At 66.7% G+C, this 21,761-nt stretch carries 18 protein-coding genes; 8 read left to right on the forward strand and 10 right to left on the reverse strand.

What is annotated here, in order from left to right:
• The first annotated feature begins 125 nt into the window (after positions 1 to 125).
• On the forward strand, positions 126 to 1,640 hold the full coding sequence (locus AYJ57_RS05780) for a YifB family Mg chelatase-like AAA ATPase (protein ID WP_066102468.1): 1,515 nt from the start codon (positions 126 to 128) through the stop codon (positions 1,638 to 1,640).
• Here AYJ57_RS05780 and AYJ57_RS05785 read toward each other — a convergent pair.
• The 4 genes from AYJ57_RS05785 to rsmI form a co-directional block, all read right to left on the reverse strand.
• Complete coding sequence (locus AYJ57_RS05785) at positions 1,610 to 2,509, reverse strand: alpha/beta hydrolase fold domain-containing protein (RefSeq protein WP_066102471.1); 900 nt, start codon at positions 2,507 to 2,509, stop codon at positions 1,610 to 1,612. The two genes, AYJ57_RS05780 and AYJ57_RS05785, sit on opposite strands and share 31 nt — an antisense overlap.
• Before the next feature lie 55 nt (positions 2,510 to 2,564).
• Positions 2,565 to 3,500, reverse strand: coding sequence for a glutathione synthase (gshB, locus tag AYJ57_RS05790; protein ID WP_066102474.1), 936 nt, complete (start codon positions 3,498 to 3,500; stop codon positions 2,565 to 2,567).
• Positions 3,501 to 3,660: 160 nt separating this feature from the next.
• Positions 3,661 to 3,966, reverse strand: coding sequence for a YraN family protein (locus AYJ57_RS26610; RefSeq protein WP_335740011.1), 306 nt, complete (start codon positions 3,964 to 3,966; stop codon positions 3,661 to 3,663).
• A gap of 232 nt (positions 3,967 to 4,198) precedes the next feature.
• Positions 4,199 to 5,062, reverse strand: coding sequence for a 16S rRNA (cytidine(1402)-2'-O)-methyltransferase (rsmI, locus tag AYJ57_RS05800; protein WP_066102477.1), 864 nt, complete (start codon positions 5,060 to 5,062; stop codon positions 4,199 to 4,201).
• Positions 5,063 to 5,152: 90 nt separating this feature from the next.
• Between rsmI and AYJ57_RS05805 the strand changes: the two genes are divergently transcribed.
• The gene (locus AYJ57_RS05805) at positions 5,153 to 6,343 is read left to right on the forward strand and encodes a penicillin-binding protein activator (RefSeq protein ID WP_066102480.1); all 1,191 of its coding nucleotides are present in this window, start codon (positions 5,153 to 5,155) and stop codon (positions 6,341 to 6,343) included.
• Positions 6,303 to 9,113 (forward strand): [protein-PII] uridylyltransferase, encoded by a 2,811-nt coding sequence (locus tag AYJ57_RS05810; RefSeq protein WP_066102483.1) that lies wholly within the window; start codon positions 6,303 to 6,305, stop codon positions 9,111 to 9,113. Before AYJ57_RS05805 ends, AYJ57_RS05810 begins: the two co-directional genes overlap by 41 nt.
• A 272-nt stretch (positions 9,114 to 9,385) precedes the next feature.
• Here the strand turns inward: AYJ57_RS05810 and AYJ57_RS05815 are convergent, their stop codons facing one another.
• Positions 9,386 to 9,592 (reverse strand): cold-shock protein, encoded by a 207-nt coding sequence (locus AYJ57_RS05815; protein WP_066102486.1) that lies wholly within the window; start codon positions 9,590 to 9,592, stop codon positions 9,386 to 9,388.
• 79 nt (positions 9,593 to 9,671) lie between these two features.
• Positions 9,672 to 9,806, reverse strand: a complete 135-nt coding sequence (locus AYJ57_RS26550) for a hypothetical protein (RefSeq protein ID WP_257784697.1) — start codon at positions 9,804 to 9,806, stop codon at positions 9,672 to 9,674.
• A gap of 315 nt (positions 9,807 to 10,121) precedes the next feature.
• Between AYJ57_RS26550 and AYJ57_RS05820 the strand changes: the two genes are divergently transcribed.
• Complete coding sequence (locus AYJ57_RS05820) at positions 10,122 to 11,426, forward strand: DEAD/DEAH box helicase (protein ID WP_066102489.1); 1,305 nt, start codon at positions 10,122 to 10,124, stop codon at positions 11,424 to 11,426.
• Between the two features lie 82 nt (positions 11,427 to 11,508).
• Here the strand turns inward: AYJ57_RS05820 and AYJ57_RS05825 are convergent, their stop codons facing one another.
• Positions 11,509 to 13,314: an amidohydrolase gene (locus AYJ57_RS05825; protein ID WP_066102493.1), complete on the reverse strand. Its 1,806-nt coding sequence runs from the start codon at positions 13,312 to 13,314 to the stop codon at positions 11,509 to 11,511.
• A 135-nt stretch (positions 13,315 to 13,449) separates the two neighbouring features.
• The gene (locus AYJ57_RS05830) at positions 13,450 to 14,883 is read right to left on the reverse strand and encodes a TrkH family potassium uptake protein (protein WP_066102496.1); all 1,434 of its coding nucleotides are present in this window, start codon (positions 14,881 to 14,883) and stop codon (positions 13,450 to 13,452) included.
• 257 nt (positions 14,884 to 15,140) lie between these two features.
• Between AYJ57_RS05830 and murJ the strand changes: the two genes are divergently transcribed.
• Both murJ and AYJ57_RS05840 read left to right on the forward strand, forming a co-directional pair.
• Positions 15,141 to 16,685: a murein biosynthesis integral membrane protein MurJ gene (gene murJ, locus AYJ57_RS05835; RefSeq protein ID WP_066102499.1), complete on the forward strand. Its 1,545-nt coding sequence runs from the start codon at positions 15,141 to 15,143 to the stop codon at positions 16,683 to 16,685.
• A 3-nt stretch (positions 16,686 to 16,688) separates the two neighbouring features.
• On the forward strand, positions 16,689 to 18,179 hold the full coding sequence (locus tag AYJ57_RS05840; RefSeq protein ID WP_066102502.1) for a phospholipase D family protein: 1,491 nt from the start codon (positions 16,689 to 16,691) through the stop codon (positions 18,177 to 18,179).
• Here the strand turns inward: AYJ57_RS05840 and AYJ57_RS05845 are convergent, their stop codons facing one another.
• Positions 18,180 to 18,866 (reverse strand): rhomboid family intramembrane serine protease, encoded by a 687-nt coding sequence (locus tag AYJ57_RS05845; protein WP_066102505.1) that lies wholly within the window; start codon positions 18,864 to 18,866, stop codon positions 18,180 to 18,182.
• 75 nt (positions 18,867 to 18,941) lie between these two features.
• Here AYJ57_RS05845 and trpS point away from each other — a divergent pair, with 75 nt between their 5' ends.
• Positions 18,942 to 19,982: a tryptophan--tRNA ligase gene (gene trpS / locus AYJ57_RS05850; RefSeq protein ID WP_066102508.1), complete on the forward strand. Its 1,041-nt coding sequence runs from the start codon at positions 18,942 to 18,944 to the stop codon at positions 19,980 to 19,982.
• 148 nt (positions 19,983 to 20,130) lie between these two features.
• Positions 20,131 to 21,042, forward strand: a complete 912-nt coding sequence (locus tag AYJ57_RS05855; RefSeq protein ID WP_066102511.1) for a homocysteine S-methyltransferase family protein — start codon at positions 20,131 to 20,133, stop codon at positions 21,040 to 21,042.
• On the opposite strand, the gene AYJ57_RS05860 is transcribed toward AYJ57_RS05855, so the two are convergent.
• Positions 21,034 to 21,657, reverse strand: coding sequence for a hypothetical protein (locus AYJ57_RS05860; protein ID WP_066102515.1), 624 nt, complete (start codon positions 21,655 to 21,657; stop codon positions 21,034 to 21,036). The two genes, AYJ57_RS05855 and AYJ57_RS05860, sit on opposite strands and share 9 nt — an antisense overlap.
• Positions 21,658 to 21,761 lie beyond the last annotated feature (104 nt).

Here is a 21,761-nt window from a genome sequence, read left to right on the forward strand (position 1 = left end):
TTTCCACCGCCAAACCGGCGATCCTCCGCGCGCCAGCGCTCCAGAAGTGATCGTGCTTAACCAAACCTAAACATCTGATCCGACAAGCTCTCCGTAACAGCGAGCGGCCAGCGAGGGGGGATGCCATGGCGGCCTGCGCCTATACCGTCGCCTTCGACGGGGTCGAGGCGCGCACCGTCGAGGTTCAGTGCGCGGTAACCCCCGGCGTGCCGGGGTTTGCCATCGTCGGCCTGCCGGATAAGGCCGTGTCCGAGGCGCGCGAGCGGATCCGCGCGGCGTTGCAGGCGCTCGCCATCGCTCTGCCGTCCAAACGCATCACCGTGAACCTCTCACCTGCCGATCTGCCGAAAGAGGGCTCGCATTTCGATCTGCCCATCGCGCTCGGCCTGCTGGCCGCGCTCGAGGTGATCCCCGCCGATGAGCTCGCCACCGCCGTTGCCCTCGGCGAGCTCAGCCTCGATGGCACGCTGGTCGCCGTGCCGGGGGCGCTGCCCGCCGCCCTGACCGCCGCCGCAGAGCAACGCAGCCTGCTCTGCCCGGCAGCCTGCGGCCCCGAGGCTGCCTGGGTCGAGGCCTGCCGCGTGCTCGCCGCCGCCAGCCTCTCGGAAGCGATCCGCCATTTCACCGGCGCCGGACCGCTGGAGCCCGCACGCCCCGGCGCTGCCGAAACCGCTGCCCCCGGTCCTGACCTGCGCGACGTCAGCGGGCAGGAGCGGGCCAAACGCGGGCTCGAGATCGCCGCCGCCGGGCGTCACCACCTGCTGTTCACCGGCCCGCCCGGTACTGGTAAATCCATGCTGGCGCGGCGTCTGCCCGGCCTGATGCCGCCGCTCAGCGCCGCCGAGGCGCTGGAGACCGCGATGATCCGCTCGCTGGCCGGGGAGCTTTCAGAGGGACGGCTCTCGATGGTGCGCCCGTTCCAGCAGCCGCATCACACCGCCTCGATGGCGGCGCTCACCGGCGGCGGACGTGGCGCGCGCCCCGGGCAAATCAGCCTCGCCCACAATGGCGTGCTGTTCATGGACGAACTGCCGGAGTTCCCGCGCAACGTGCTCGACGGGCTGCGCCAGCCGCTCGAAACCGGCGAGATCACCGTCTCGCGCGCCAATGCCCATGTCACCTACCCCTGCCGCTTTCTGCTCGTCGCCGCGGCCAACCCGTGCAAATGCGGCCACGCTGGCGATCCGGCCCGGGCCTGCTCACGCGCGCCGCTCTGCTCGGAGGACTATCTCGGACGCATCTCCGGCCCGCTGATGGACCGCTTCGATCTGCGCCTCGAGGTGCCGCCGGTCACCATCGAAGAGATGGCCCTGCCGCCCGGCGGCGAGGACAGCGCCACAATCGCCGCGCGTGTCACCGCCGCCCGCGCCCGTCAGGCCGCGCGCTATGCCGGGCACCCGAGGCTGCGCACCAATGCGGATGTCGACGGACGGCTGCTCGACGAGATCGCCGCCCCCGACGCCGAGGGGCGCGCGCTGCTGTTGCGGGCCGCAGAGCGTTTCGGCCTGTCGATGCGCGGCTATCACCGGGTGCTGCGGGTGTCCCGCACCCTCGCCGACCTCGAAGGCACAGAGGCGATCCGCCGCCCGCATGTGGCCGAGGCGTTGAGCTACCGGCTGGTCTCGCGCAGCACGCCCTGAACGAACACCGCCGCGCGGCGCAGCGTGGCGCGCGCCTCGGGCAGCCAGCCGTCAAACACCGGCCATGCGTGCGGGGCGGCGGGATGGGTCTCGACCTCGACCGCCGCACCTGCCGCGCGCAGCCGGGCGGCCATGCGGCTGCCGTCGTCGGCAAGGATCTCCGTCTCCGACCAACACAGGCGCACCGGCGGGCAGCCGGGAAACGCGCCATAAAGCGGCGACATCCGCGGGTCCTGCCGCGCAGCGCTTCCTGCAACGATCTCGACCAGTTCCCCGATGCGCCGCGCCGGCAAAAAGGGGTCGCGCGCCGCGTTGCGTGTCAGGCTCGCGCCGGTCATCGCCAAATCGGTCCAGGGCGAAAAGACCACCGCCCCCGCCGGAGCGCTGCCTTGCCCGCACAGATGCGCAAGCAGGCAAAGCGCCAGCCCGCCGCCCGCCGAATCCCCGGCCAGAGCGATCTGCCCCGGCCCGTAGCCCAGCCGTTCCAGCCGCGTCCATGCGGCGCAGGCGGCCTCGAAGGCGGCGGGAAACGGCGCATGCTGGGCCAAAGGATACTCGGGCGCGCAGACCTCGACGCCGGAAAGTTTCGACAGCCGCGCCATCACCCCCTGATGGGTGCGCGGGCTGCCGGAGATATACCCGCCGCCATGTAGATAAAGGATCACCCGCCGCGGCGCGCAGGGCCCCGCGCTGATCCAATGCAGCCCGCCCGGTCGCCGCAGGTGGAGCAGCAGCGGCGGTTGCCGCATCAGCCGCGGGGCGTGAGCGGCGAGATCGCGCTCGGCCTCTTCGGGGCCCAGCGTCCTTGCCAGCCGCCGCTTGGCGACCAGCCGCAATCCCAAATTGAGCGCCTCGAGTTGCAGGCTCATCTCGCAGCCTCCACCAAGACGCCCCGAATTGGCGGGCCGCCCTAGGCCGTTCCGATCAGCCGCATTTGGCCTCGATCGCCTCCCAAACCTTGGCGGCGACATTGATCCCGTCGAAGCGCTCAAGCTCTTGGATGCCGGTGGGCGAGGTCACATTGATCTCGGTCAGCCAGTCCCCGATCACGTCGATCCCGACGAAGACCTGCCCCTTTTCCTTCAGCACCGGGCCGATAGTGGCGCAAATCTCGCGATCGCGCTCGGTCAGCTCGACCTTCTCGGGCCGGCCGCCCACATGCATGTTCGAGCGCACCTCGCCTGCCGCCGGAACGCGGTTGATCGCCCCCACCGGCTCGCCGTCGACGAGAATGACCCGCTTGTCGCCCTTGCTCACCGCCGGAAGATATTTCTGCACGATGAGCGGCTCGCGCGAAAATCCGGTGAACAGCTCATGCAGCGAGCTGAGGTTGCGGTCGTTCTGATCGAGGCGGAACACCCCCGCGCCGCCGTTGCCGTAAAGCGGCTTGAGGATCACGTCACCATGCCGCTCTTTGAAGGCCTTGATGGTCCCGAGATCACGCGCGATCGTGGTCGGCGGGGTCAGTTCGGGGAAGTTGAGCACCAGCAGCTTTTCGGGAAAGTTGCGCACCCAGAACGGATCATTGACCACCAGCGTACCCGGCGCGAGACGGTCGAGCAGATGCGTCGTGGTGATGTAATGCATGTCGAACGGCGGGTCCTGCCGTAGCCAGACCACATCCACATCCGCCAGATCGACAGCCTCTTTCGGGCCCAGCACCGCCGGCTGCTCGGCAACGCGCTGGACGGTCATCCAATGGCCGCGCGCGGTGATCCGGCCTTCTTCGTAAGCAAGGTCATCCGGCCCGTAGTAGAACAGCTCGTGGCCACGCGCCTGCGCCTCTTCGGCAAGGCGGAAGGTGCTGTCGGCATTGATGTTCACGGACCCGATCGGGTCCATCTGAAAGGCAATTTTCATGGCGGTCTCCGCGCGTGACTTTCGCCATACATGGCGCAGCCACGCCCGAGGCGCAATGCCAGCCCGGTCCGGCTTGGCCTCAACACCCGCCCCATCGCCTGCTCAATGCGCTCAACCACATCAGCAGCTTCGGCATGACAGAGACGCCGCAAGACGCTGCTCACGGGCCGATGGCGTTTTCGATGACCCGCAGCATGCCATGCCGATTGAGCAAGGCCACATCGAAGCGCATATCGCTCAGCGCGCCACGGGGCTGCGTGCCAACAAATTCCTCGGCCGTTTTTTGCAGGCGCCGGATTTGAGGCCAGCGCAGATGCTCGAGCGCCTGATCGAAACTCCAGCTGGCCTTCACCTCGACAAAGACAAAACCCTCGCCATCGCCAAAGATCAGGTCAATCTCGCCGCTCCGGCCGCGCCAGCGCCGGCGCAGCAGCGGATAGCCCCGTCGCTCGAAGTCGCGCGCCACCTGATCCTCCGCCGCAAGACCCGCATGATAGCTGACCTCGCCGCGGGTGCGGCGCCTGCAGGCCTCTGCAGGCGCAAGGCGGGCACCGTTCGGCACAGCGCGCGCCGCGCGGGGCACCACCGGGGCGGCAAAATCAAACTCCATCTGAGACGCATGCAGTGACATTCACACCCCGAATTTATCCTACCCTACCCGACCGATTTCGCCCCAACACAGCTCTGTCAACCCGACGCTATTCGGCGTCCTTCGAAAGCGTCAAAGCAAGCTGGTAGACCGGTCGCCGCGCAATCCCATGTTTCTGCGCCACATGGTCCGCCGCATCCCGCACCGACATCTCGCCCAGCACCTCCTTCAGATCCTCTTCTAGAACAGAGTCGCTAATTTTTTCCGAATCCCCCTTGCCGATCAGCACCACGATCTCGCCCTTCGGCGGGGTCTCGGCATAGGCCTCGGCAAGCTCGTCCAGCGTGCCCTCGCGCACCTCTTCGAACTTCTTGGTCAGCTCCCGGCAGACCGCCGCGGGCCGGCTGCCGCCAAGCGCCAGCGCCGCATCGGCGAGCATCGCCCCGAGCCGCTTGGGGGATTCGTAAAAGGCCAGCGTCGCCTTCTCCTGCTTCAGCGCCGCCAGCGCATTGCGGCGGGCACCCTTGGCGTTGGGCAGGAAGCCCGCAAAGAGAAAACGGTCGGTGGGCAGCCCTGCGACGGTCAGCGCGGTGATCACCGCCGCGGCGCCGGGCGCCGCCGTCACCGCGATGCCCTCGGCCCTTGCCGCGCGCGCCAGATCGAAGCCCGGGTCCGAGATCATCGGCGTGCCCGCTTCGGAGGCATAGGCCAGCGACTTGCCCTCGGCCAGCATCGCCAGCAGCCGCGGCCGCATCTTGCCGCCATTGTGGTCGTGGTAGGCGAGGCAGGGGCGCTCGCCCAGCGGAATGCCGTGGATTTCCATCAACCGCTTGAGACTGCGCGTATCTTCCGCCGCGAGCACATCCGCGTCGCGCAGCGTGTCGAGCGCGCGCAGGGTGATGTCGCGGGCGTTTCCGATCGGCGTCGACACGAGGTATAAACCCGGCGCCAAACCGCTTCTTTCGGGATTCATCACTGGACCCGGTCCTTTGCTGCTCTATGATTGCCCTCAAATGCTCATGGTGAATTACGCCATGCGCGTCAACGAGGGAGCCAGCCACCAATGTTCGCCGTTTTCGCCCGCGCCCGCAAGGCGCTGCGCCCGATGACCGTGCTCGCGACTGCCGCGCTGCTCGGTGCTTGTGACGTCTCGACGATGACCGATCTGAGCTCCGCCAGCAGCGGCGGTCCCAGCATCAACCCCGGTGAGACGGTGCGCGTGGCGCTGCTGGTGCCGCAGTCCGATCCCGCGGCCGCCGCCGTGGCGCGCGATCTGGAAAACGCCGCGCGACTGGCGATCGCCGATCTTGGCGGCGCGCAGATCGATCTGGCGGTCTATGACACCGCAGGTCTGCCCGCGCAGGCCGCGTCTCAGGCCCAGCGTGCGGTCGACGACGGTGCACGCATCATCCTCGGCCCGCTGCGCGGCGAGACCGCCGTCGAGGCCTCCAAGGTGGTTGCCGACGAGGGCGTCAACGTGCTGTCCTTCTCCAACAACGCCTCCATCGCGGGCGGCAATCTTTTCATCCTCGGGCCGACCTTCACCAACACCGCCGACCGGCTGATGGGCTACGGCACCCGCCGCGGCATCAATTCGGTCGCCGTGCTCTATTCGCAGGACGTGCCGGGCGAGTTTGGCCGCACCGCGATCGGTCAGGCCGCCGCGCGCAATGGCGTCTCGGTGGTGGCAGAGCAGCCCTATCCGCTCAGCGTCGAAGGGGTGACCAACACCGCGCAGCAGATGGGCAACATCATCGGCAGCTCCGGCGCGCAATCGGTGTTCATCACCTCGGATGCGACCAATGCCGCCATGCCGCTGCTGCTGCAGATCATGCCCGAGTCCGGCGTGAACCCGGCCACCACCCAGTACATCGGCCTGACCCGCTGGGATGTGGCGCCGCAGCTCTACAGCTACCCCGGCGCCGAGGGGGCGTGGTTCGCCATGCCCGATCAGAGCATGCAGCGCAATTTCAACGCCCGCTACCGCGCCGCCTATGGCGCCGAGCCGCACCCGCTCGCCGGTCTTGCCTTCGATGGCATCGCCGCGGTGGGCGCATTGGTGGAACAGGGCCGCAGTGACGCCCTCACCGGCCGCGCCCTCACCCAGTCCGCTGGTTTCCAAGGCACGGGCGGTGTATTCAGGCTGAAATCGGACGGCACCAACGAGCGTGGGCTCGCCGTCGCAACCATCCAGAACAGCCAGGTAACGATTCTTGACCCTGCCCCCTCCAGTTTCTCAGGCGCCGGTTTCTGAAACACACGAAGCTCTGACGGGCGATCTGCCAGACGATCTGATCGCCCCGGCCACCGAGATCTTCGACATCGCGGGCCTGCGGGCCCGGGTCTTCGCCGCTCTCCCCGAAGAGGGCGGCGAAGGCGCTGTTCGCTCCGCAGTGGTGAAACTCCTCTCCGCCGCCCGCGACGAGAGCCGCGCCACCATCGCCCGGCTGTTTGCCGAGCAGCCGCACAATGCCTTCCCCGTCACCCATGCCTACACATGGGTCACCGATGGCATGGTCCGCATCTGCTTTGACGTCGCCACGCAATATCTGCACCGCAACCCCAACCCCACCAAGGGCGAGCGCCTCTCGGTGCTGGCGGTGGGCGGCTATGGCCGCGGCGAGATGGCGCCCTTCTCGGACGTCGACCTGCTGTTCCTGACTCCGCATAAAATCACCCCCTGGGCCGAGAGCGTCATCGAGTCGATGCTCTACATGCTGTGGGATCTGAAGCTGAAGGTCGGCCATGCCTCGCGCACGGTGAAAGACTGCCTGCGGCTCGGCGGCGAGGATTTCACCATCCGCACCGCCATGCTCGAGCATCGCTATCTGACCGGCGAGAAGACCCTCGCGGACGAGCTGGAACAGCGCCTCTGGGACGATCTGTTCAAGGGCACCGAGCGCGCCTTCGTCGCCGCCAAGCTCGAAGAGCGCGACGCGCGGCACCGCAAGCAGGGTCTGCGCTATGTGGTCGAGCCCAACGTCAAAGAGGGCAAGGGCGGGCTGCGCGACCTGCAGTCGCTCTACTGGATCACCAAATACATCCACCACACCGACGACACCGAGGATCTGGTGCGGCTCGGCGTGTTCAGCCCCGAGGAATACCGCACCTTCTACAAGGCCGAAGAATTCCTCTGGGCCACCCGCTGCCACATGCATCTCGCCTCGAACCGCGCGGTCGAACAGCTGACCTTCGACATGCAGGTCGAAGTGGCCGAGCGCATGGGCTACACCGACCGCGGCGGACGCCGCGCGGTGGAGTGGTTCATGCAGGATTATTTCCGCCACGCCACCTCGGTGGGCGACATCACCCGCATCTTCCTCACCTCGCTGGAGGCCGAGCAGCAGAAGGACGCGCCGCTGCTGCTGCGCATGTTCAAGCGCGGGCCCAATGTGAAGGACGGCTATGAGGTGGTGCACAACCGCCTCGCCATCGTCGATCCGGTCGCCTTCCTGTCGGACAAGATCAACATCCTGCGCTTCTTCGAGGAAGGGCTGCGCACCGGCCTCTTGCTGCATCCCGACGCCATGCGTCTGGTGAAGGCCAACCTGCATCTCATCGACGACGAGATGCGCCATGACCGCGAGGCGCAGCGCATCTTCATGGATCTGCTGCTCAAGCACGGCAACCCCGAACGCTCGCTGCGGCGGATGAACGAGCTTGGCGTGCTCGCCGCCTTCATCCCCGAGTTCGAACCGATCGTGGCGATGATGCAGTTCAACATGTACCACAGCTACACGGTGGACGAGCACACCATCCAATGCATCGGCAACCTGTCGCACATCGAGCATGGCGAGATGGTCGAGGACCTGCCCGTCTCCTCCGAGATCCTGCGCGAGGGGCTGAACCGCAAGGTGCTCTACACCGCGCTTCTGCTGCATGACATCGGCAAAGGGCGCGACGAGGATCACGCCGTGCTGGGCGCGCAGATCGCCCGCAAGGTCGCCCCGCGCCTCGGCCTCACCAAGCAGGAAAGCGCGACGGTGGAATGGCTGGTGCGCTATCACCTGCTGATGTCCGACATGGCGCAGAAACGCGACATCGCCGACCCGCGCACCGTGCGCGATTTCGCCAAGGCGGTGCAAACGCGCGAGCGGCTCGACCTGCTGACCGTGCTCACCGTCTGCGACATCCGCGGCGTCGGCCCGGACGTGTGGAACAACTGGAAGGCGGCGCTGCTGCGCGCGCTCTACCGGCAGACCCGCCGCGGGCTCGAGGACGGCATGGAGGCGCTCAACCGCGAGAACCGCGGCGCCGAGGCCAAGAAGGCCCTGCGCGAGGCGCTTGCCACATGGGAAGCCAAGGACCTGCGCACCGAGACCAGCCGCCACTACGAGGCGTACTGGCAGGGGCTGCATGTCACCGCGCATGAGGTCTTTGCCCGCATGCTGCAGGACATTCAGGATGACGAGATCAAGATCGACATCCACCCCGACGAGGACCGCGACGCCACCCGCGCCTGCTTTGCCCTGCAGGATCATCCCGGGATCTTCGCCCGGCTCGCCGGGGCGCTGTCGCTGGTCGGCGCCAACGTCGTGGACGCGCGCACCTTCACCTCCAAGGACGGCTACGCCACCGCCGCCTTCTGGATTCAGGACGCCGACGGCACGCCCTACGACGAGGCCCGCCTGCCCCGCCTGCGCGAGATGATCCGCAAGACGCTGATGGGCGAGGTCAAACCGCGCGAGGCGATCGAATCCCGCGGCCCGCTGAAGAAACGCGAGCAGGCCTTCAAAGTGCCCACCTCGATCAGCTTCGACAACGAGGGCTCGGACATCTATACGATCATTGAGGTCGACACGCGCGACCGTCCGGGGCTGCTCTACGATCTGACGCGCACCCTGTCCGAAAGCCATGTCTACATCGTCTCGGCGGTCATCGCGACCTACGGCGAGCAGGTGGTCGACACCTTCTACGTGAAGGACATGTTCGGGCTGAAGTACTTCACCCCATCCAAGCAGAAGATGCTCGAACGCAAGCTCCGCGCCGCCATCGCCGCAGGCGCCCAGCGCGCGGGGGTGTGAGCGGAGCGGGCCGGGGGAGCGCCTGCCCGTGGGATGGCGCTGCCAACCTGCGGCATGCGCGCTTTATCTTGGCCATCTCCGCAGGAGGCCCGAACGCTGCATAGCGGTGAAAAAACGCCAGCCCGCCGGGACGGGCAGGCGCTCGCCCGCCGCGCTGCGCGCTTGTTCCGGGCAAATCCGGGCAAACAAGCCACCCCCAAAAGCAAAAGAGCGGACCCGAAGGCCCGCTCTTTCGAAACTCTTGGCAAGGCTAAATCCCTGCCTAAACCGGCTTACACCAGTTCCAGGTTCACCGCCGACTCGCGGCCGTCACGGCCTGCTTCGATGTCGAACGACACTTTCTGGTTGTCGGCCAGGCCGGTGAGGCCCGAACGCTCAACAGCCGAGATGTGCACGAAAACGTCTTTCGAGCCGCCATCGGGTGCGATGAAGCCGAAGCCTTTGGTGGTGTTGAACCACTTGACGGTACCAGTTGCCATGGTTGTATTCCTCTATCTGTGTCGCCCACAAAGCGCAGCGACTTGGCGTCTCAACGTCGAATGCTGAGCCGTAGAGGAATCAGGAAACGAAATTCAGTAGCGCGCTGTAGATGCGCTGTTGCGGCGGAAATTGCAACGACCAATATCGTGTCATGCATTCTGCGCGCCGTTCGTCGCCGATCTGCCGCGCATGACCCCTCGTCATCGCCAGCATTGACTTTTCCGCCGATTGGCCCCATTTAGCCCCTCGTGATCGCCGGTTCCTTACCGGCCGGGGCCCAAGGCTCCGTGCCTGCGATGCCAGTTTTCCCGCGTTGGGTGTCCTGACCTTCAGGGCCTGATGTCGCGAAGGGGCTCTCGCGATCGCCGCAGCGGGGCAATCCGGCCCCCGGTCCGATCGCAACCCCTCCCGTCGCAGCCCGACACGTTCTTTGCGCCTCTCGCCGCCTCCCTTTGTGCCAGAGACGCCTCCTCCTCTCATACCTCCATGGGACAGCGGCCCTCAGACGGCCCTCCCGAAAGGACATTCATGACATTCGACACGCTGGGGCTCCGCCCCGCCCTCCTCGCGCGCCTTGCCGATCAGAACCTGACGGACCCCACCCCGATCCAGCAGCGCGCCATTCCCGAGGCGATGGCTGGCCGCGACGTGATGGGCCTCGCCCAGACCGGCACCGGCAAGACCTTTGCCTTCGGCCTGCCCATCGCCGATGCGCTGCTTGGCAGCAACACGCGCTGCGCCCCGAAATCGGCGCAGGCGCTGATCCTTGCCCCGACCCGCGAGCTGGCCGCGCAGATCCACGACACGCTGTCGTCGGTGCTGAAAGACGCGCACCTGCGCCTGACGCTGGTCGTTGGCGGCAACTCGATCAACGTGCAGTCGCGCAAGCTGGAAAAGGGCACGCATCTGCTCATCGCCACGCCGGGCCGTCTCATCGACCTGATGGACCGCGGCGCGCTGAAGCTCGACCAAGTCAGCCATTTCGTGCTCGACGAGGCCGACCAGATGCTCGACCTCGGCTTCATCCACGCGCTGCGCCGCATCGCCCGCGACCTGCCCAGCCAGCGCCAGACGCTGCTGTTCTCGGCCACCATGCCCAAGCAGATGAACGAGATCGCCAGCGCCTATCTCAACGATCCGGTGCGCATCGAGGTCGCCCCTCCGGGCAAGACCGCCGACAAGATCGAGCAATCGGTGATCTTCGTCGAAACCCCCAAGCGGATCGAGACCCTCACCGGGCTGCTCGACGATCACCGCGACGAGCTGGCGCTGGTCTTCTGCCGCACCAAGCACGGTGCCGAGAAACTCTCGCGCAAGCTCGACCAGGCCGGTTTCGCCGTTGGCGCGATCCACGGCAACAAGAGCCAGGGCCAGCGCAACCGCGCGCTCGATGCCTTCCGCAAAGGCGAGATGCGCGTGCTGGTGGCCACCGATGTGGCGGCCCGCGGCATCGACATCCCCGACGTGCGCCACGTCTACAACTTCGACCTGCCGAATGTGGCCGACAACTACGTGCACCGCATCGGCCGCACCGCGCGCGCCGGTCGTGATGGCCGCGCCGTCAGCTTCTGCGGCGTCGAAGAGATGGGCGATCTGCGCGGCATCGAAAAGCTGATCGGCCAGCAGATCACCACGCTCGGCGGCGAGCGCCCGGCAGAGCCCGCAGGCGGCCAGCGCCGTGGGCGCGGCGGCAATGGGGGCGGTCAGGGCCGTCCCGGCGGCGGCAAATCCGCGGGCAAGCCCGGCGGCGCGCGCCGCTCGCGCGGAGGCCGCGGCCGTCGCAGCGGCGGTGGTGGCGGCGGCAACCGCGGCAGGGCGCATGCCTCGGCCTGATCTGGCCCACCTCTAGGAAACACGAAAAAAGGCGCGGAGACCCTCCGCGCCTTTTTTGTTTGAGAAGCTCGTGCGCCCGGCCCTAGCCTTCGCTCATCGCCTCATACATCGCGTGCAGAATCTCGTGGCCCATCTCCGGCCCCCCAAGGAAGGTCCGGTCCCGCAGCTCGGTCTTCTGCTCGCCCTCCGCGGCCTCATAGACCACGGCACCGTCCTTGATCGTCGCCAGCACGTCGATCTCGGCCAGCGTCTCGGGGTCCACCGCCATCGGGTCGTCCGACAGGATCACGAAATCCGCCCGCTTGCCCACTTCGATCGAGCCCTTGCTGTCCTCTTCGAAATGCTGCCACGCGGGCCAGATGGTCAGCGCCTTCAGCGCGTCCATCACGCTCACCCGCTGCGCAGGGCCAAGGATGTCGCCCGAGCGCGTGCGCCGGGTCACCGTGGCCGAGAGGATCCGCATGCTGTCGGGAAAGGCCACCGGCGCATCGTGATGCGAGCCGAACATCATCCCGCGCTGCCGCACCCAGCCGGTGGGCGAGATATTGTCGGCATTCACCGGCCCCACGGTATGATCGCGGTGCCAATCGCCCCAGTAATAGGTGTGCATGGGAAAGAGCGAGGGGAAGATGCCCAGCTTCTGGATGCTGTCCACCTGATCCTCGCGCAGGAACTGGCCGTGCACCAGCACCGGGCGGTTGGTGGGCGCCCCGTATTTCTCTTCCGCCGCGGCAATCGCCGCGATCAGCATGTCCGACGCGCCTTCGCCATTGGCATGGGTGAGGATCTGGTAGTCGTGGTCAAAGCACCAATCCACCGCATCCGCCACCTGCTCTTCGGTGATCGCCGCATAGCCCTTGTAGCCCGGCGGGTAATCCCCGACCGGATCGTAATAGGGCCGGTCGCGCAGCGCGGTGAACCCCTGCGGCGAGCCATCGATGGTCAGTTTGCAGCCACCCACCCGCACGTGGCCGTCATACTCTTGCGAAACGTTCGCCTCGATGAAATCCCGCGCCTCCAGCACATCGGGAAAGGCCACCACGTCGATCGGCAGATCTCCCGCCGCATCCACCGCCCGCAGCGCCTCGACATTGCCCGCGCTCGAGCGGCCCTCCTGCCCGGTGGTGTAGCCAAAGCTGGCCCACATCTCGGCCCCCGCCTTGGCGAAGGTCTTGAACCCCTCCGGCCCAAGCTGCCCCAGCAGCGGCACCAACGTGCCAAAGAAGGCGTATTCCTCGAGCACCCCATTGGGCCGCCCGTCCGCGCCGCGGCGGATCACCCCGCCCGGAGGGTTTTCCGATGCCTCGGTGATCCCGGCGATCTCGAGCGCCTTGGAGTTCGCCACGCCCAGATGGCCCGACTGATGGATGATCAGGATCGGCACCTCGGTGGACACCGCATCCAGATCGTCGCGCGTGGGATGGCGTAACTCGGCCAATTGCGCGTTGTCATAGCCAAAGCCGATGATCAGGTTCACCGCCTCCACCGCCTCGCGGTTTTTCTCGGCCCAGTCGCGCAGCCCCTGCTGCAGGCTGGCGACATCGGTCACATCGCCGTCGGGCGGCGCCAGCATATTGGCCGAAAGCGCCTGAATGCCTCCCAGCACCACATGCCCGTGGCTGTCGACAAACCCGGGCAGCATCGCCCGACCGCCCAGTTCGAACATCTGCGTGGCCTCGCCCTTCAGCGCCGAGACCTCCTCCATGCTGCCTACCGCAACGATCTTGCCATCCAGCACCGCCACCGCTTCGGCGCTGGGGGTCGCATCGTCGATCGTCAGGATCGGGCCACCGGAATAAATCGTATCGGCACTCTCCTGCGCCGCACCAAGCCCCGGCACCAGCGCCGTGGCGAGCAAAAGCGCCGCGCTGCCCACTGTCGTCCGCATCAAAAATCCCTCCTGCAAATCTCTCACGCCCGCACGCTAGGCCAAGACAACACCCTCACCTTGACGTGGCGCAAGGCAAGGTAACACAGAGAGAATTTCTACCCTAAGGAGAATGCCGCGGCGAAGCCCAAAGGATCACCCCCGGCGCAGGTCGCCCACCTCGCGCCAGAACAGCGGCGTCAGCAGCACATAGACGGTGATCATCTCCAGCCGCCCAAGGTACATGGCAAAGGCGAGGATCAGCTTCACCGGATCGCTCAGCGTGGCGAAATTCCCCGCCGGTCCGATGATCGGCCCCACGCCCGGCCCGACGTTGGCCAAAGCGGTCAGCGCGGCGCTGGCCGAGGTCGAGAAATCCAGCCCGAAGAAATCCAGCACGATGGTGAAACCGCCAAAGGTCAGCCCGTAGAACATCATGAAGGTGATGACGCTTCGCATCGTGTCCTCGTCGACGCGCATCCCCTCGTAGCGGATCGCCACAACCGCATGCGGCGCGCGGATCATCTGCATCTTGGCCCGCAGCGCCCGCACGAAGAGCAGCCAGCGCATTGCCTTGGCCCCGCCCGCGGTCGAGCCGGTGCAGCCCCCCGCCGCGGTCAGCAAAAAGAAGGCGACGGCGGCAAACGGTCCCCAAAGCGTGTAATCGGTGGTGGCATAGCCGGTTGTCGTGACCACCGAGACCACGTTGAACGCCACCGCAGTGGCCGCCTCGAACGGCCCCCAGCCCTTGGCGATCACCAGCCAGAGGCTCAGCACCGCGATCGCCACGACCAGCCCTTTGATCAGCCCCTCCACCTGCTCGCTGCGCAGCGCGCCGCGGTGCACCACACGCACGTACCAGGCAAAGGGCAACGCCCCCAGCAGCATAAAGATCGTCCCGGTCCACTGCAGGAACGGGCTGGTGAAATGCCCGAAAGAGGCGTCATAGCCCGAATAGCCGCCGGTCGAGAGCGTGGTCATCGCATGGGTCATCGCATCGAAAGGCCCCATGCCGCCCACGAGGTAGAGAAAGCCGCAGACCGCCATCAGCGCCAGATAGATGCCCAGCGTGGCCGAGGCGAAAGAGGCGGCGCTGCGCAACTCCTTCTCGCCCTTGTCCGAGCTTTCGGTGCGAAACAGCTGCATCCCGCCCACCTGCAGCATCGGCAGCATGGCGATGCCGGTGACGATGAAGCCCACGCCGCCCACCGCCTGCAGCAGCGCCCGCCACAGGATGATGCCATGCGGCGTGTCATCCAGTCCGCTCATCACTGTCGAGCCCGTCGTGGTGATCCCCGACATCGCCTCGAACACCGCATCCACTGGCGACAGACCCCATTGCCACAGCGGCACCGCCCCGGCGACGGCGGCAGTCACCCAGACCGAAGAGGTCAGCAGAAAGGTGTGCAGCCGGTTCAGGTCGAGAAACTCTGACCATGTCGAGAGGCTCACCCCGACGCCCACCATGCCAACCAGCGCCGCCGAGATGCCAAAGACGCCCGCGGTCTCGGGAAACAGGATCGCCACCACCCCCATCAGCGCCGCGAAGAAGACGCAGACCAGCCCGTTGATGAAATAGATGAAGCTCATGACGGCACTCTCTCGATTGGCCGGCGCGGCGCTGCCGCCGCGTCGACCCGAAAGCCATGTGGCGAAGTCGAGAAGAATTCAACTCGACTTTTCATTCCCGGACAATCCGCATCTCGGCTGTCGCGCCGCCCACACCCTCGGCAAGCCCCCGCGTATGCATGGTTTGTGCATGGGATGTGCATGGATTGTGCCCCCTTCCTCGGGCGTCGCCGATGGTCTACCTCTGGCCCCTGCGAACATCTCGAAGGGCGCTCAAAATGAAACCCATCCGCCTGATCTCGGGCATCCTCACGGTCGGCTTCTGGACGCTGGCCAGCCGCGTCCTTGGCGTTGCGCGCGAGATTTTCATTCTCGCCTATATTGGCCCCGGCCCGGTGATGGATGCCTTTGTGGCCGCCTTCCGCCTGCCCAATATGTTCCGCCGCTTCTTTGCCGAAGGCGCGTTCAACGCTGCGTTTGTGCCAATCTTTTCAAAGAAATACGAGGGAGAGGAAGACCCTCTGAAATTCGCCAGCCAAGCGATGAACGGCCTTGCTTTCGTGCTTCTGCTGCTCTCGGCGCTGGCGCTGATCTTCATGCCCGCGCTGGTCTGGGCCACCGCCGGAGGCTTCGCCGCCGACGCCCGGTTCGACATGACGGTCGGCTTTGGCCGTATCGTCTTTCCCTATATCTTCTTCATCTCGCTCGCCGCCCTGTTCTCGGGCGCCCTCAACGCCACCGGCCATTTCGCCGCCGCCGCCGCAGCCCCGGTCCTGCTGAACGTCTTCGTGATCCTTGCCATGCTCGCCGGTCAGTACCTGAATGGCGATATAATCCAATGGCTTGTCTGGACGATCCCACTTGCTGGTGTGGCTCAGTTGGCGCTTGTCTGGGTGGCTGCCGAACGCGCCGGGATCAAGCTGCGCCCCGGCCGTCCGCGCTGGAACGCCGACATGAAACGACTGGTCCGCGTCGCCGTTCCCGCAGCCCTCGCGGGCGGCGTGATGCAGGTAAACCTTCTGGTCGGCCAGCAGGTCGCCTCGAACTTCGAAAAGGCCGTGGGCTGGCTCTATGCCGCAGACCGGCTCTACCAGCTTCCGCTGGGCGTGGTCGGCATCGCGGTCGGCATCGTGCTGCTGCCCGATCTGTCCAGACGCCTCAAAGCACAGGACGATGCGGGTGCGCGCCATGCTTTCTCGCGGGCGGGAGAGCTGTCTCTGGCACTGACCGTGCCCGCCGCCGTGGCGCTGGTGGTGGTGCCCCTGCCCATCGTCGCGGTGCTGTTCCAGCGCGGCGCGACGTCGATGGCCGACGCGCAGGCCATCGCCTTTGCCGTGGCCATCTACGGCCTCGGTCTACCCGCCTTCGTGCTGCAAAAAGTGCTGCAGCCGCTGTTCTTTGCCCGCGAAGACACGCGCACCCCGTTCCGCTACGCGCTGTGGTCGATGGCGGTGAACGCGGTCCTCGCCATCGGTCTCGCCCCCGTTCTGGGCTGGTACGCGCCCGCCATCGCCACCACCTGCGCGGCGTGGACAATGGTGGCACAATTGGCGTGGGGCGGGCGCAAATTGGGCGACGTGGCGCGGTTCGACACGCGTTTCCGCACCAGAATTCTGCGCATCTGTCTTGCCTCTGTCATCATGGGCGGAGTTCTTTGGGGAACCATGTTGGCGCTTGGGCCGTTCCTTGAACGAAGCTACTGGCGGAGCCTTGCCCTTGTCGGCCTGATCCTTGTCGGAATCCTATCTTATGGGATTGCCGGACAGGCGGTCGGGGCGTTCCGTCTGTCCGAGTTCCGCACCGCTTTCCGCCGCAAGGGCTAGTACATGACGCTGACACCGCTAATCACCGCCGCCGAGGGTTTCCCCGCCCTCGAGCAGCTGTGCAATGACGCGCAAGACGAGCTCGTGATGAGCTTTCGCATCCTCGATCCCCGCACCAAGCTACGCACCCCCGAACTCCGCGCCAAAGGTCTGGAAAACTGGGCCGATCTACTGGCGGATGTGGCGCGGCGCGGCGTGAAACTGCGGATGATCATCTCTGACTTCGACCCGGTCTTCACCTCCACGCTGCACCGCAACGCATGGCGCTCCGCCAGCGCCTTTGCCGAGCGGCTGCAGGGCGAGGACGCGCAGATCCTCTGCGCGCCGCACGGGCAGAACGCTGGCTGGCTGTGGCGCATGGCCATGCGCGGCCCCATCGCGCGTCACATGGAGAAGCTGCGGCAGGAAGAGGAGGCCACCCTTACCCCGGTGCAGCGCACCGTGCTGAAGGGCGCGGTCGCTTTGCGCCCGGTGACCATCCACCAGAAATTCGCCGTCGCCGACGGAAAGGCCGCAGTGATCGGCGGGCTCGACATCAACGAGCGCCGCTTCGACACCCCCGAGCATGACCGCCCCGCCGACGAGACGTGGCACGACGTGTCGATGCGGGTGGATGATGCCGATTTCGCCGCCGCGCTGCGCCATCATTTTGGCGAATGCTGGAATGCCGCGCTGGATTGCGACACGCCCTGCCTGACCGGACGCACCGAGCGGTTCGACACCGCCAAGAAACCGCAAGCGCCCGCCGATCTGCGGGTGGTGCGCACCTTCTCGGCGCCCTGCAGCGGCCCTGCCCGGCTCTCGCCCCGCGCCGCGATCACCGAGCACGAAAAGGCCGTGATCGGCATGATCGGCGAGGCCGAGCGCTATATCTACATCGAGACGCAATTCCTGCGCCATCGCCCCGTCGCCGAAGCGCTGGCCAAAGCCGGTGAGCGCAGCGGTGAGCTGCAACTGGTGGTGCTCATGCCCTCCTTCCCCGACCGGGTGCTCTATGAGGGCAACGACGGCTGGGACACGCGCCACGGCCACGCCCTGCAGACCGAGGCGGTGGACCGTGTGTCAAAAGCCTTCGGAGACCGCGCCGCCTTTGTCTCGCCGGGGCAGCACAGCGAGTCGCCCGAGGATATTCCCGATCTGCTGGGATCCGGCCCGATCTACGTACACTCCAAGGTCACGCTGGTGGATGACCGCGTCGGCCTCGTGGGCTCGGCCAATCTCAATGGCCGCTCGCTGCGCTGGGACACCGAGGCGTCGGTGATGTTCCGCCGCTCGGACGCGGTGGAAGATCTCCAAAGGCGTCTGGCCTCGACATGGCTGGGCGACCACCTCAACGGCCATGACCGGGTGAGCGCCCGCACGTGGCGGCAGGCGGCGCTCGCCAATGCCGCGCATCCGCCGCAGGATCGCGAGGGATTTGTGCTGCCCTACCCTCAGGCCGAAGGGCGCAAGTTCGCCAAATCGCTGCCGGTGCTGCCCGCCGATATGTTCTGATCAGCGGCGCTGCCGCAGGCGCTGGCGCAGCCGAGCCCAGCCACCGGGCACCAGAACGACGGTCAGCAGAAAGCCCGAGGCAAAGCCGCCAAGGTCCGCCACCCAATCGAGGCTGCCGCCAAACAGCAGGCCGAACAGCAACTGAATTCCCAGCAGGATGCCGATCAGCGAAAAGGCCCGCGCCTGCTGCGCGCCCAGTTGGCCAAGCCGCAGCCACAGCAGGTAAGTGAAGCCGCCAATCAGCCCGTAGACCGGCGGGAACGCCCCGATCAGCGGCACCGGCGTGCTGACGAAACCATAGGCCAGCGCGCCGCCAAGGCTCGACGCCGCAAGGATCGCCAGCGTGCGCCAGCTTCCCAGCGCCTCGCCGACCATCTTGCCAAGCGCCAGCAACATGACAGCGGCAAACAGCGCATGGCTAAAGCTCGCATGCACGAAGGGATAGCTGAAGAAGCGGATCACATGCTGCGCCGGAAACTGCCCGGTCGACAGCATCCAGTGCCAAATCTCGCCCGAGAAGGCGAAGCGTTGCAGCGCATCAAGCCGCCAGCCCACCGCGCCGGGCCCGCCGACGAGGCCGCGCGCGCCGAGCGAGAAGGCCGCCTCGACCCCCACGATGACCACGGCCAGCCCGACGATCACGGGCGGCAGCGAATTGAACGGCGAGACATTATGCTGGTGCGCCATGGTGGCCTCTTTCTTGACGGCATGTCGGGCCATGGGTAAGCCAGCCCAGACCGAATTTCCAGACGGAGGAAGCCCATGTCCGACGCGGGCGACATCAATTCCGCTTTCACGCCGCGTGTGTTTTCCGGCATTCAGCCCTCGGGTGGGCTGACGCTGGGCAATTACCTTGGCGCAATCAAGCGTTTCGTCGACATGCAGGACAGCGGGATCGAGACGATCTACTGCGTTGTCGACATGCATGCGATCACCGTCTGGCAGGATCCCGAGGCGCTGCGCAAGCAGACCCGCGAACTGACCGCGGGCTATCTTGCCGCAGGGCTCGATCCCGACAAATCCATCCTCTTCAACCAGAGCCAGGTTCCGGGCCACGCCCAGCTCGGCTGGATCTTCAACTGCGTCGCGCGGCTTGGCTGGATGAACCGGATGACCCAGTTCAAGGACAAGGCCGGCAAGAACGCCGAGAAGGCCTCGCTGGGGCTTTACGCCTATCCCGCGCTGATGGCCGCCGACATCCTGCTCTACCACGCCACGCACGTACCGGTGGGCGAGGACCAGAAACAGCACGTCGAGCTGACCCGCGACATCGCGGCGAAGTTCAACCACGACTACGGCACCGAGTTCTTCCCGATGACCGAGCCGGTGATCGAAGGCGCGGCCACCCGCGTCATGAGCCTGCGCGACGGGTCCAAGAAGATGTCGAAATCCGATCCCTCGGACGCCTCGCGCATCAATATGACCGATGACGCCGACGCCATCGCCAAGAAGATCCGCAAGGCCAAGACCGATCCCGACGGGCTCCCGTCCGAGGTGAAGGGCCTCGACGGCCGCCCCGAGGCGCGCAACCTCGTCAACATCTACGCCGCCCTCGCCGGGCAAAGCGTCGAAGAGGTGCTGACCATGGCCGGTGGCAAGCAGTTCTCGGAGTTCAAGCCGATGCTGGTGGATCTGGCAGTCGACAAGCTGGCGCCGATCTCCACCGAGATGGCCCGGCTGATGCAGGATCCGGCGCAGATCGACGCGATTCTCGCAGGCGGCGCCGAGCGCGCCCGCAAGATCGCCGATCCGATCCTGCAGCAGACCTATGAGATCGTCGGCATGGTCGGCGCCAAGGCCTGATCCATCGCCCATACCGACAACCAAAGGCCGCCCCCCGCAGGGCGGCCTTTTGCCTTTGCCGCCTCCGCTGGAACGCCGACTGCGACAGCGGGGCCACACCCGTGCTACACTTTCCGCATCGGCTCGGACTTGAGGGAGGACCAGCGCGATGACACTCACCCCCGACCGCACATGGATCGCCTGGACCGGGATGGAGACCGACCTGATCTTCAACCACGGCGTCGAGCTGCCGCATTTCGCCGCCTTTCCGATGATCGACGAGACCGAGGGCCGCGCCCGACTGCGCGGCTACGCCGAGGCGCTGATCGCTATCGGGCGCGAGACCGGTGCTGGGATGATCCTCGACACGCCCACTTGGATGGCCAACCCCGACCGCGCCGCACCGCTGGGCTATACCCCCAAAGACCTCACCCGTGTCACCCAAGAGGCGGTGGCGCTCCTGCGCGAGATGGCCGCGCGCCATCTCGATGTGGCGACGCGCATCAGCGTGCAGATCGGCCCGCAGGGCGACGGCTATCAACCGGGCATGTCTGCTGCTGAGGCCTCCGCCAGCTATCACGGGCCGCAAATCCGTGCTGCGGCCGAGGCCGGTGCCGATATGGTCAGCGCCTACACGCTGGGCGCCGCCGGAGAGGCGATTGGCATCGCCAAGGCTGCCGCCGAGGCGGGCATCCCTGCGCTCATCGCCTTCACCGTGGAAACCGACGGACGCCTCGCCGATGGCTCGTTGCTGTCAGAGGCCGTGCAGCGCCTCGCTGGCGCGACGGACCCAGAGGCGATCATGGTCAATTGCGCCCATCCCGACCATATCGTCAATGCCTTCGACGGCGGCGAATGGGAGACGCATCTGGCGGGCATCGTGGCCAATGCCTCGCGCCAGAGCCACGCGGAACTGGACGCCTGCGACACGCTCGACGACGGCGATCCCGAAGAGCTTGGCGCGCAGCTGGCCGAGCTGCAGCGCAGCCATCCCGCCCTGCGCGTGCTCGGCGGCTGCTGTGGCACCGACCTGCGCCACCTGCGCGAGATCGCGCGGCAGGTCTCGGGCGTCTCAGCCTAGCGCGATCCGCGCCGCCAGCCGCAGCGCGTGGCTGCGGTCCTGCGCCGCCACCGGCATCACCGGATCATAGGCGGCGCGGATCAGCGCGCCGATCTCCGGGCGCAGCACCACGCGCCCATCCTCGAGCCGCCCCAGCGGCGAGCGCGCGGCAAAGGCGCCATTGCCCCATGTCAGCATCACCTGCGCCACCTGCGCCAGCGCCAGATCCTCGGCAGGCTGCGCCGCCAGCGCGCCGTCCATGCACAGGAACACGAAGGCCGCCTTGATCGCGCCGCTCTCGTCAAAGCGGAACACCCGGTATTGGTTGGCCCCGCTCTGCTGCAAGCGTTCGACCATCTCGGGCAGCCCGTCGATCATCCGCCCAAGGTCCGGCAGCTCCAGCAGCTCGGCCCAGTCGCGGAAGAAAAAGACCATGACGTTGGCCCCAAGCTCGGGGTCATGCTCGGCCATCTTGTGGCCCGACATGGCGCAGACCGCCTCGAAGGCGCCCTTCACCACCGACAGCGTCGCATCCTCGACACCGAACACGATCGGCACCAGCGGCCGCCCCCAGCGCGCGCAAAGATAGCTCCCGTCTTCGCGGGTAAACAGCGCTTCGACCTCCGCCGCGTCCATGGCTCGCCCCTTCTTCTCTTTGGCAAATACGCATAGCGCGGCGCCCGCCACGCGGCGCTCCACCTGCCACGCTGGGCGCGCCCGCGCAAGATGTTCGCTCAAGT

Source organism: Salipiger sp. CCB-MM3 (assembly GCF_001687105.1).
GTDB lineage: Bacteria > Pseudomonadota > Alphaproteobacteria > Rhodobacterales > Rhodobacteraceae > Salipiger.

Coding starts and splice junctions, on each gene's coding strand:
- AYJ57_RS05780 (WP_066102468.1), top strand. CDS start 126: ATGGCGGCCTGCGCCTATACCGTCGCCTTCGACGGGGTCGAGGCGCGC.
- AYJ57_RS05785 (WP_066102471.1), bottom strand. CDS start 2,509: ATGAGCCTGCAACTCGAGGCGCTCAATTTGGGATTGCGGCTGGTCGCC.
- gshB (WP_066102474.1), bottom strand. CDS start 3,500: ATGAAAATTGCCTTTCAGATGGACCCGATCGGGTCCGTGAACATCAAT.
- rsmI (WP_066102477.1), bottom strand. CDS start 5,062: ATGAATCCCGAAAGAAGCGGTTTGGCGCCGGGTTTATACCTCGTGTCG.
- AYJ57_RS05805 (WP_066102480.1), top strand. CDS start 5,153: ATGTTCGCCGTTTTCGCCCGCGCCCGCAAGGCGCTGCGCCCGATGACC.
- AYJ57_RS05815 (WP_066102486.1), bottom strand. CDS start 9,592: ATGGCAACTGGTACCGTCAAGTGGTTCAACACCACCAAAGGCTTCGGC.
- AYJ57_RS26550 (WP_257784697.1), bottom strand. CDS start 9,806: ATGCTGGCGATGACGAGGGGTCATGCGCGGCAGATCGGCGACGAACGG.
- AYJ57_RS05820 (WP_066102489.1), top strand. CDS start 10,122: ATGACATTCGACACGCTGGGGCTCCGCCCCGCCCTCCTCGCGCGCCTT.
- AYJ57_RS05825 (WP_066102493.1), bottom strand. CDS start 13,314: ATGCGGACGACAGTGGGCAGCGCGGCGCTTTTGCTCGCCACGGCGCTG.
- AYJ57_RS05830 (WP_066102496.1), bottom strand. CDS start 14,883: ATGAGCTTCATCTATTTCATCAACGGGCTGGTCTGCGTCTTCTTCGCG.
- murJ (WP_066102499.1), top strand. CDS start 15,141: ATGAAACCCATCCGCCTGATCTCGGGCATCCTCACGGTCGGCTTCTGG.
- AYJ57_RS05840 (WP_066102502.1), top strand. CDS start 16,689: ATGACGCTGACACCGCTAATCACCGCCGCCGAGGGTTTCCCCGCCCTC.
- AYJ57_RS05845 (WP_066102505.1), bottom strand. CDS start 18,866: ATGGCGCACCAGCATAATGTCTCGCCGTTCAATTCGCTGCCGCCCGTG.
- trpS (WP_066102508.1), top strand. CDS start 18,942: ATGTCCGACGCGGGCGACATCAATTCCGCTTTCACGCCGCGTGTGTTT.
- AYJ57_RS05855 (WP_066102511.1), top strand. CDS start 20,131: ATGACACTCACCCCCGACCGCACATGGATCGCCTGGACCGGGATGGAG.
- AYJ57_RS05860 (WP_066102515.1), bottom strand. CDS start 21,657: ATGGACGCGGCGGAGGTCGAAGCGCTGTTTACCCGCGAAGACGGGAGC.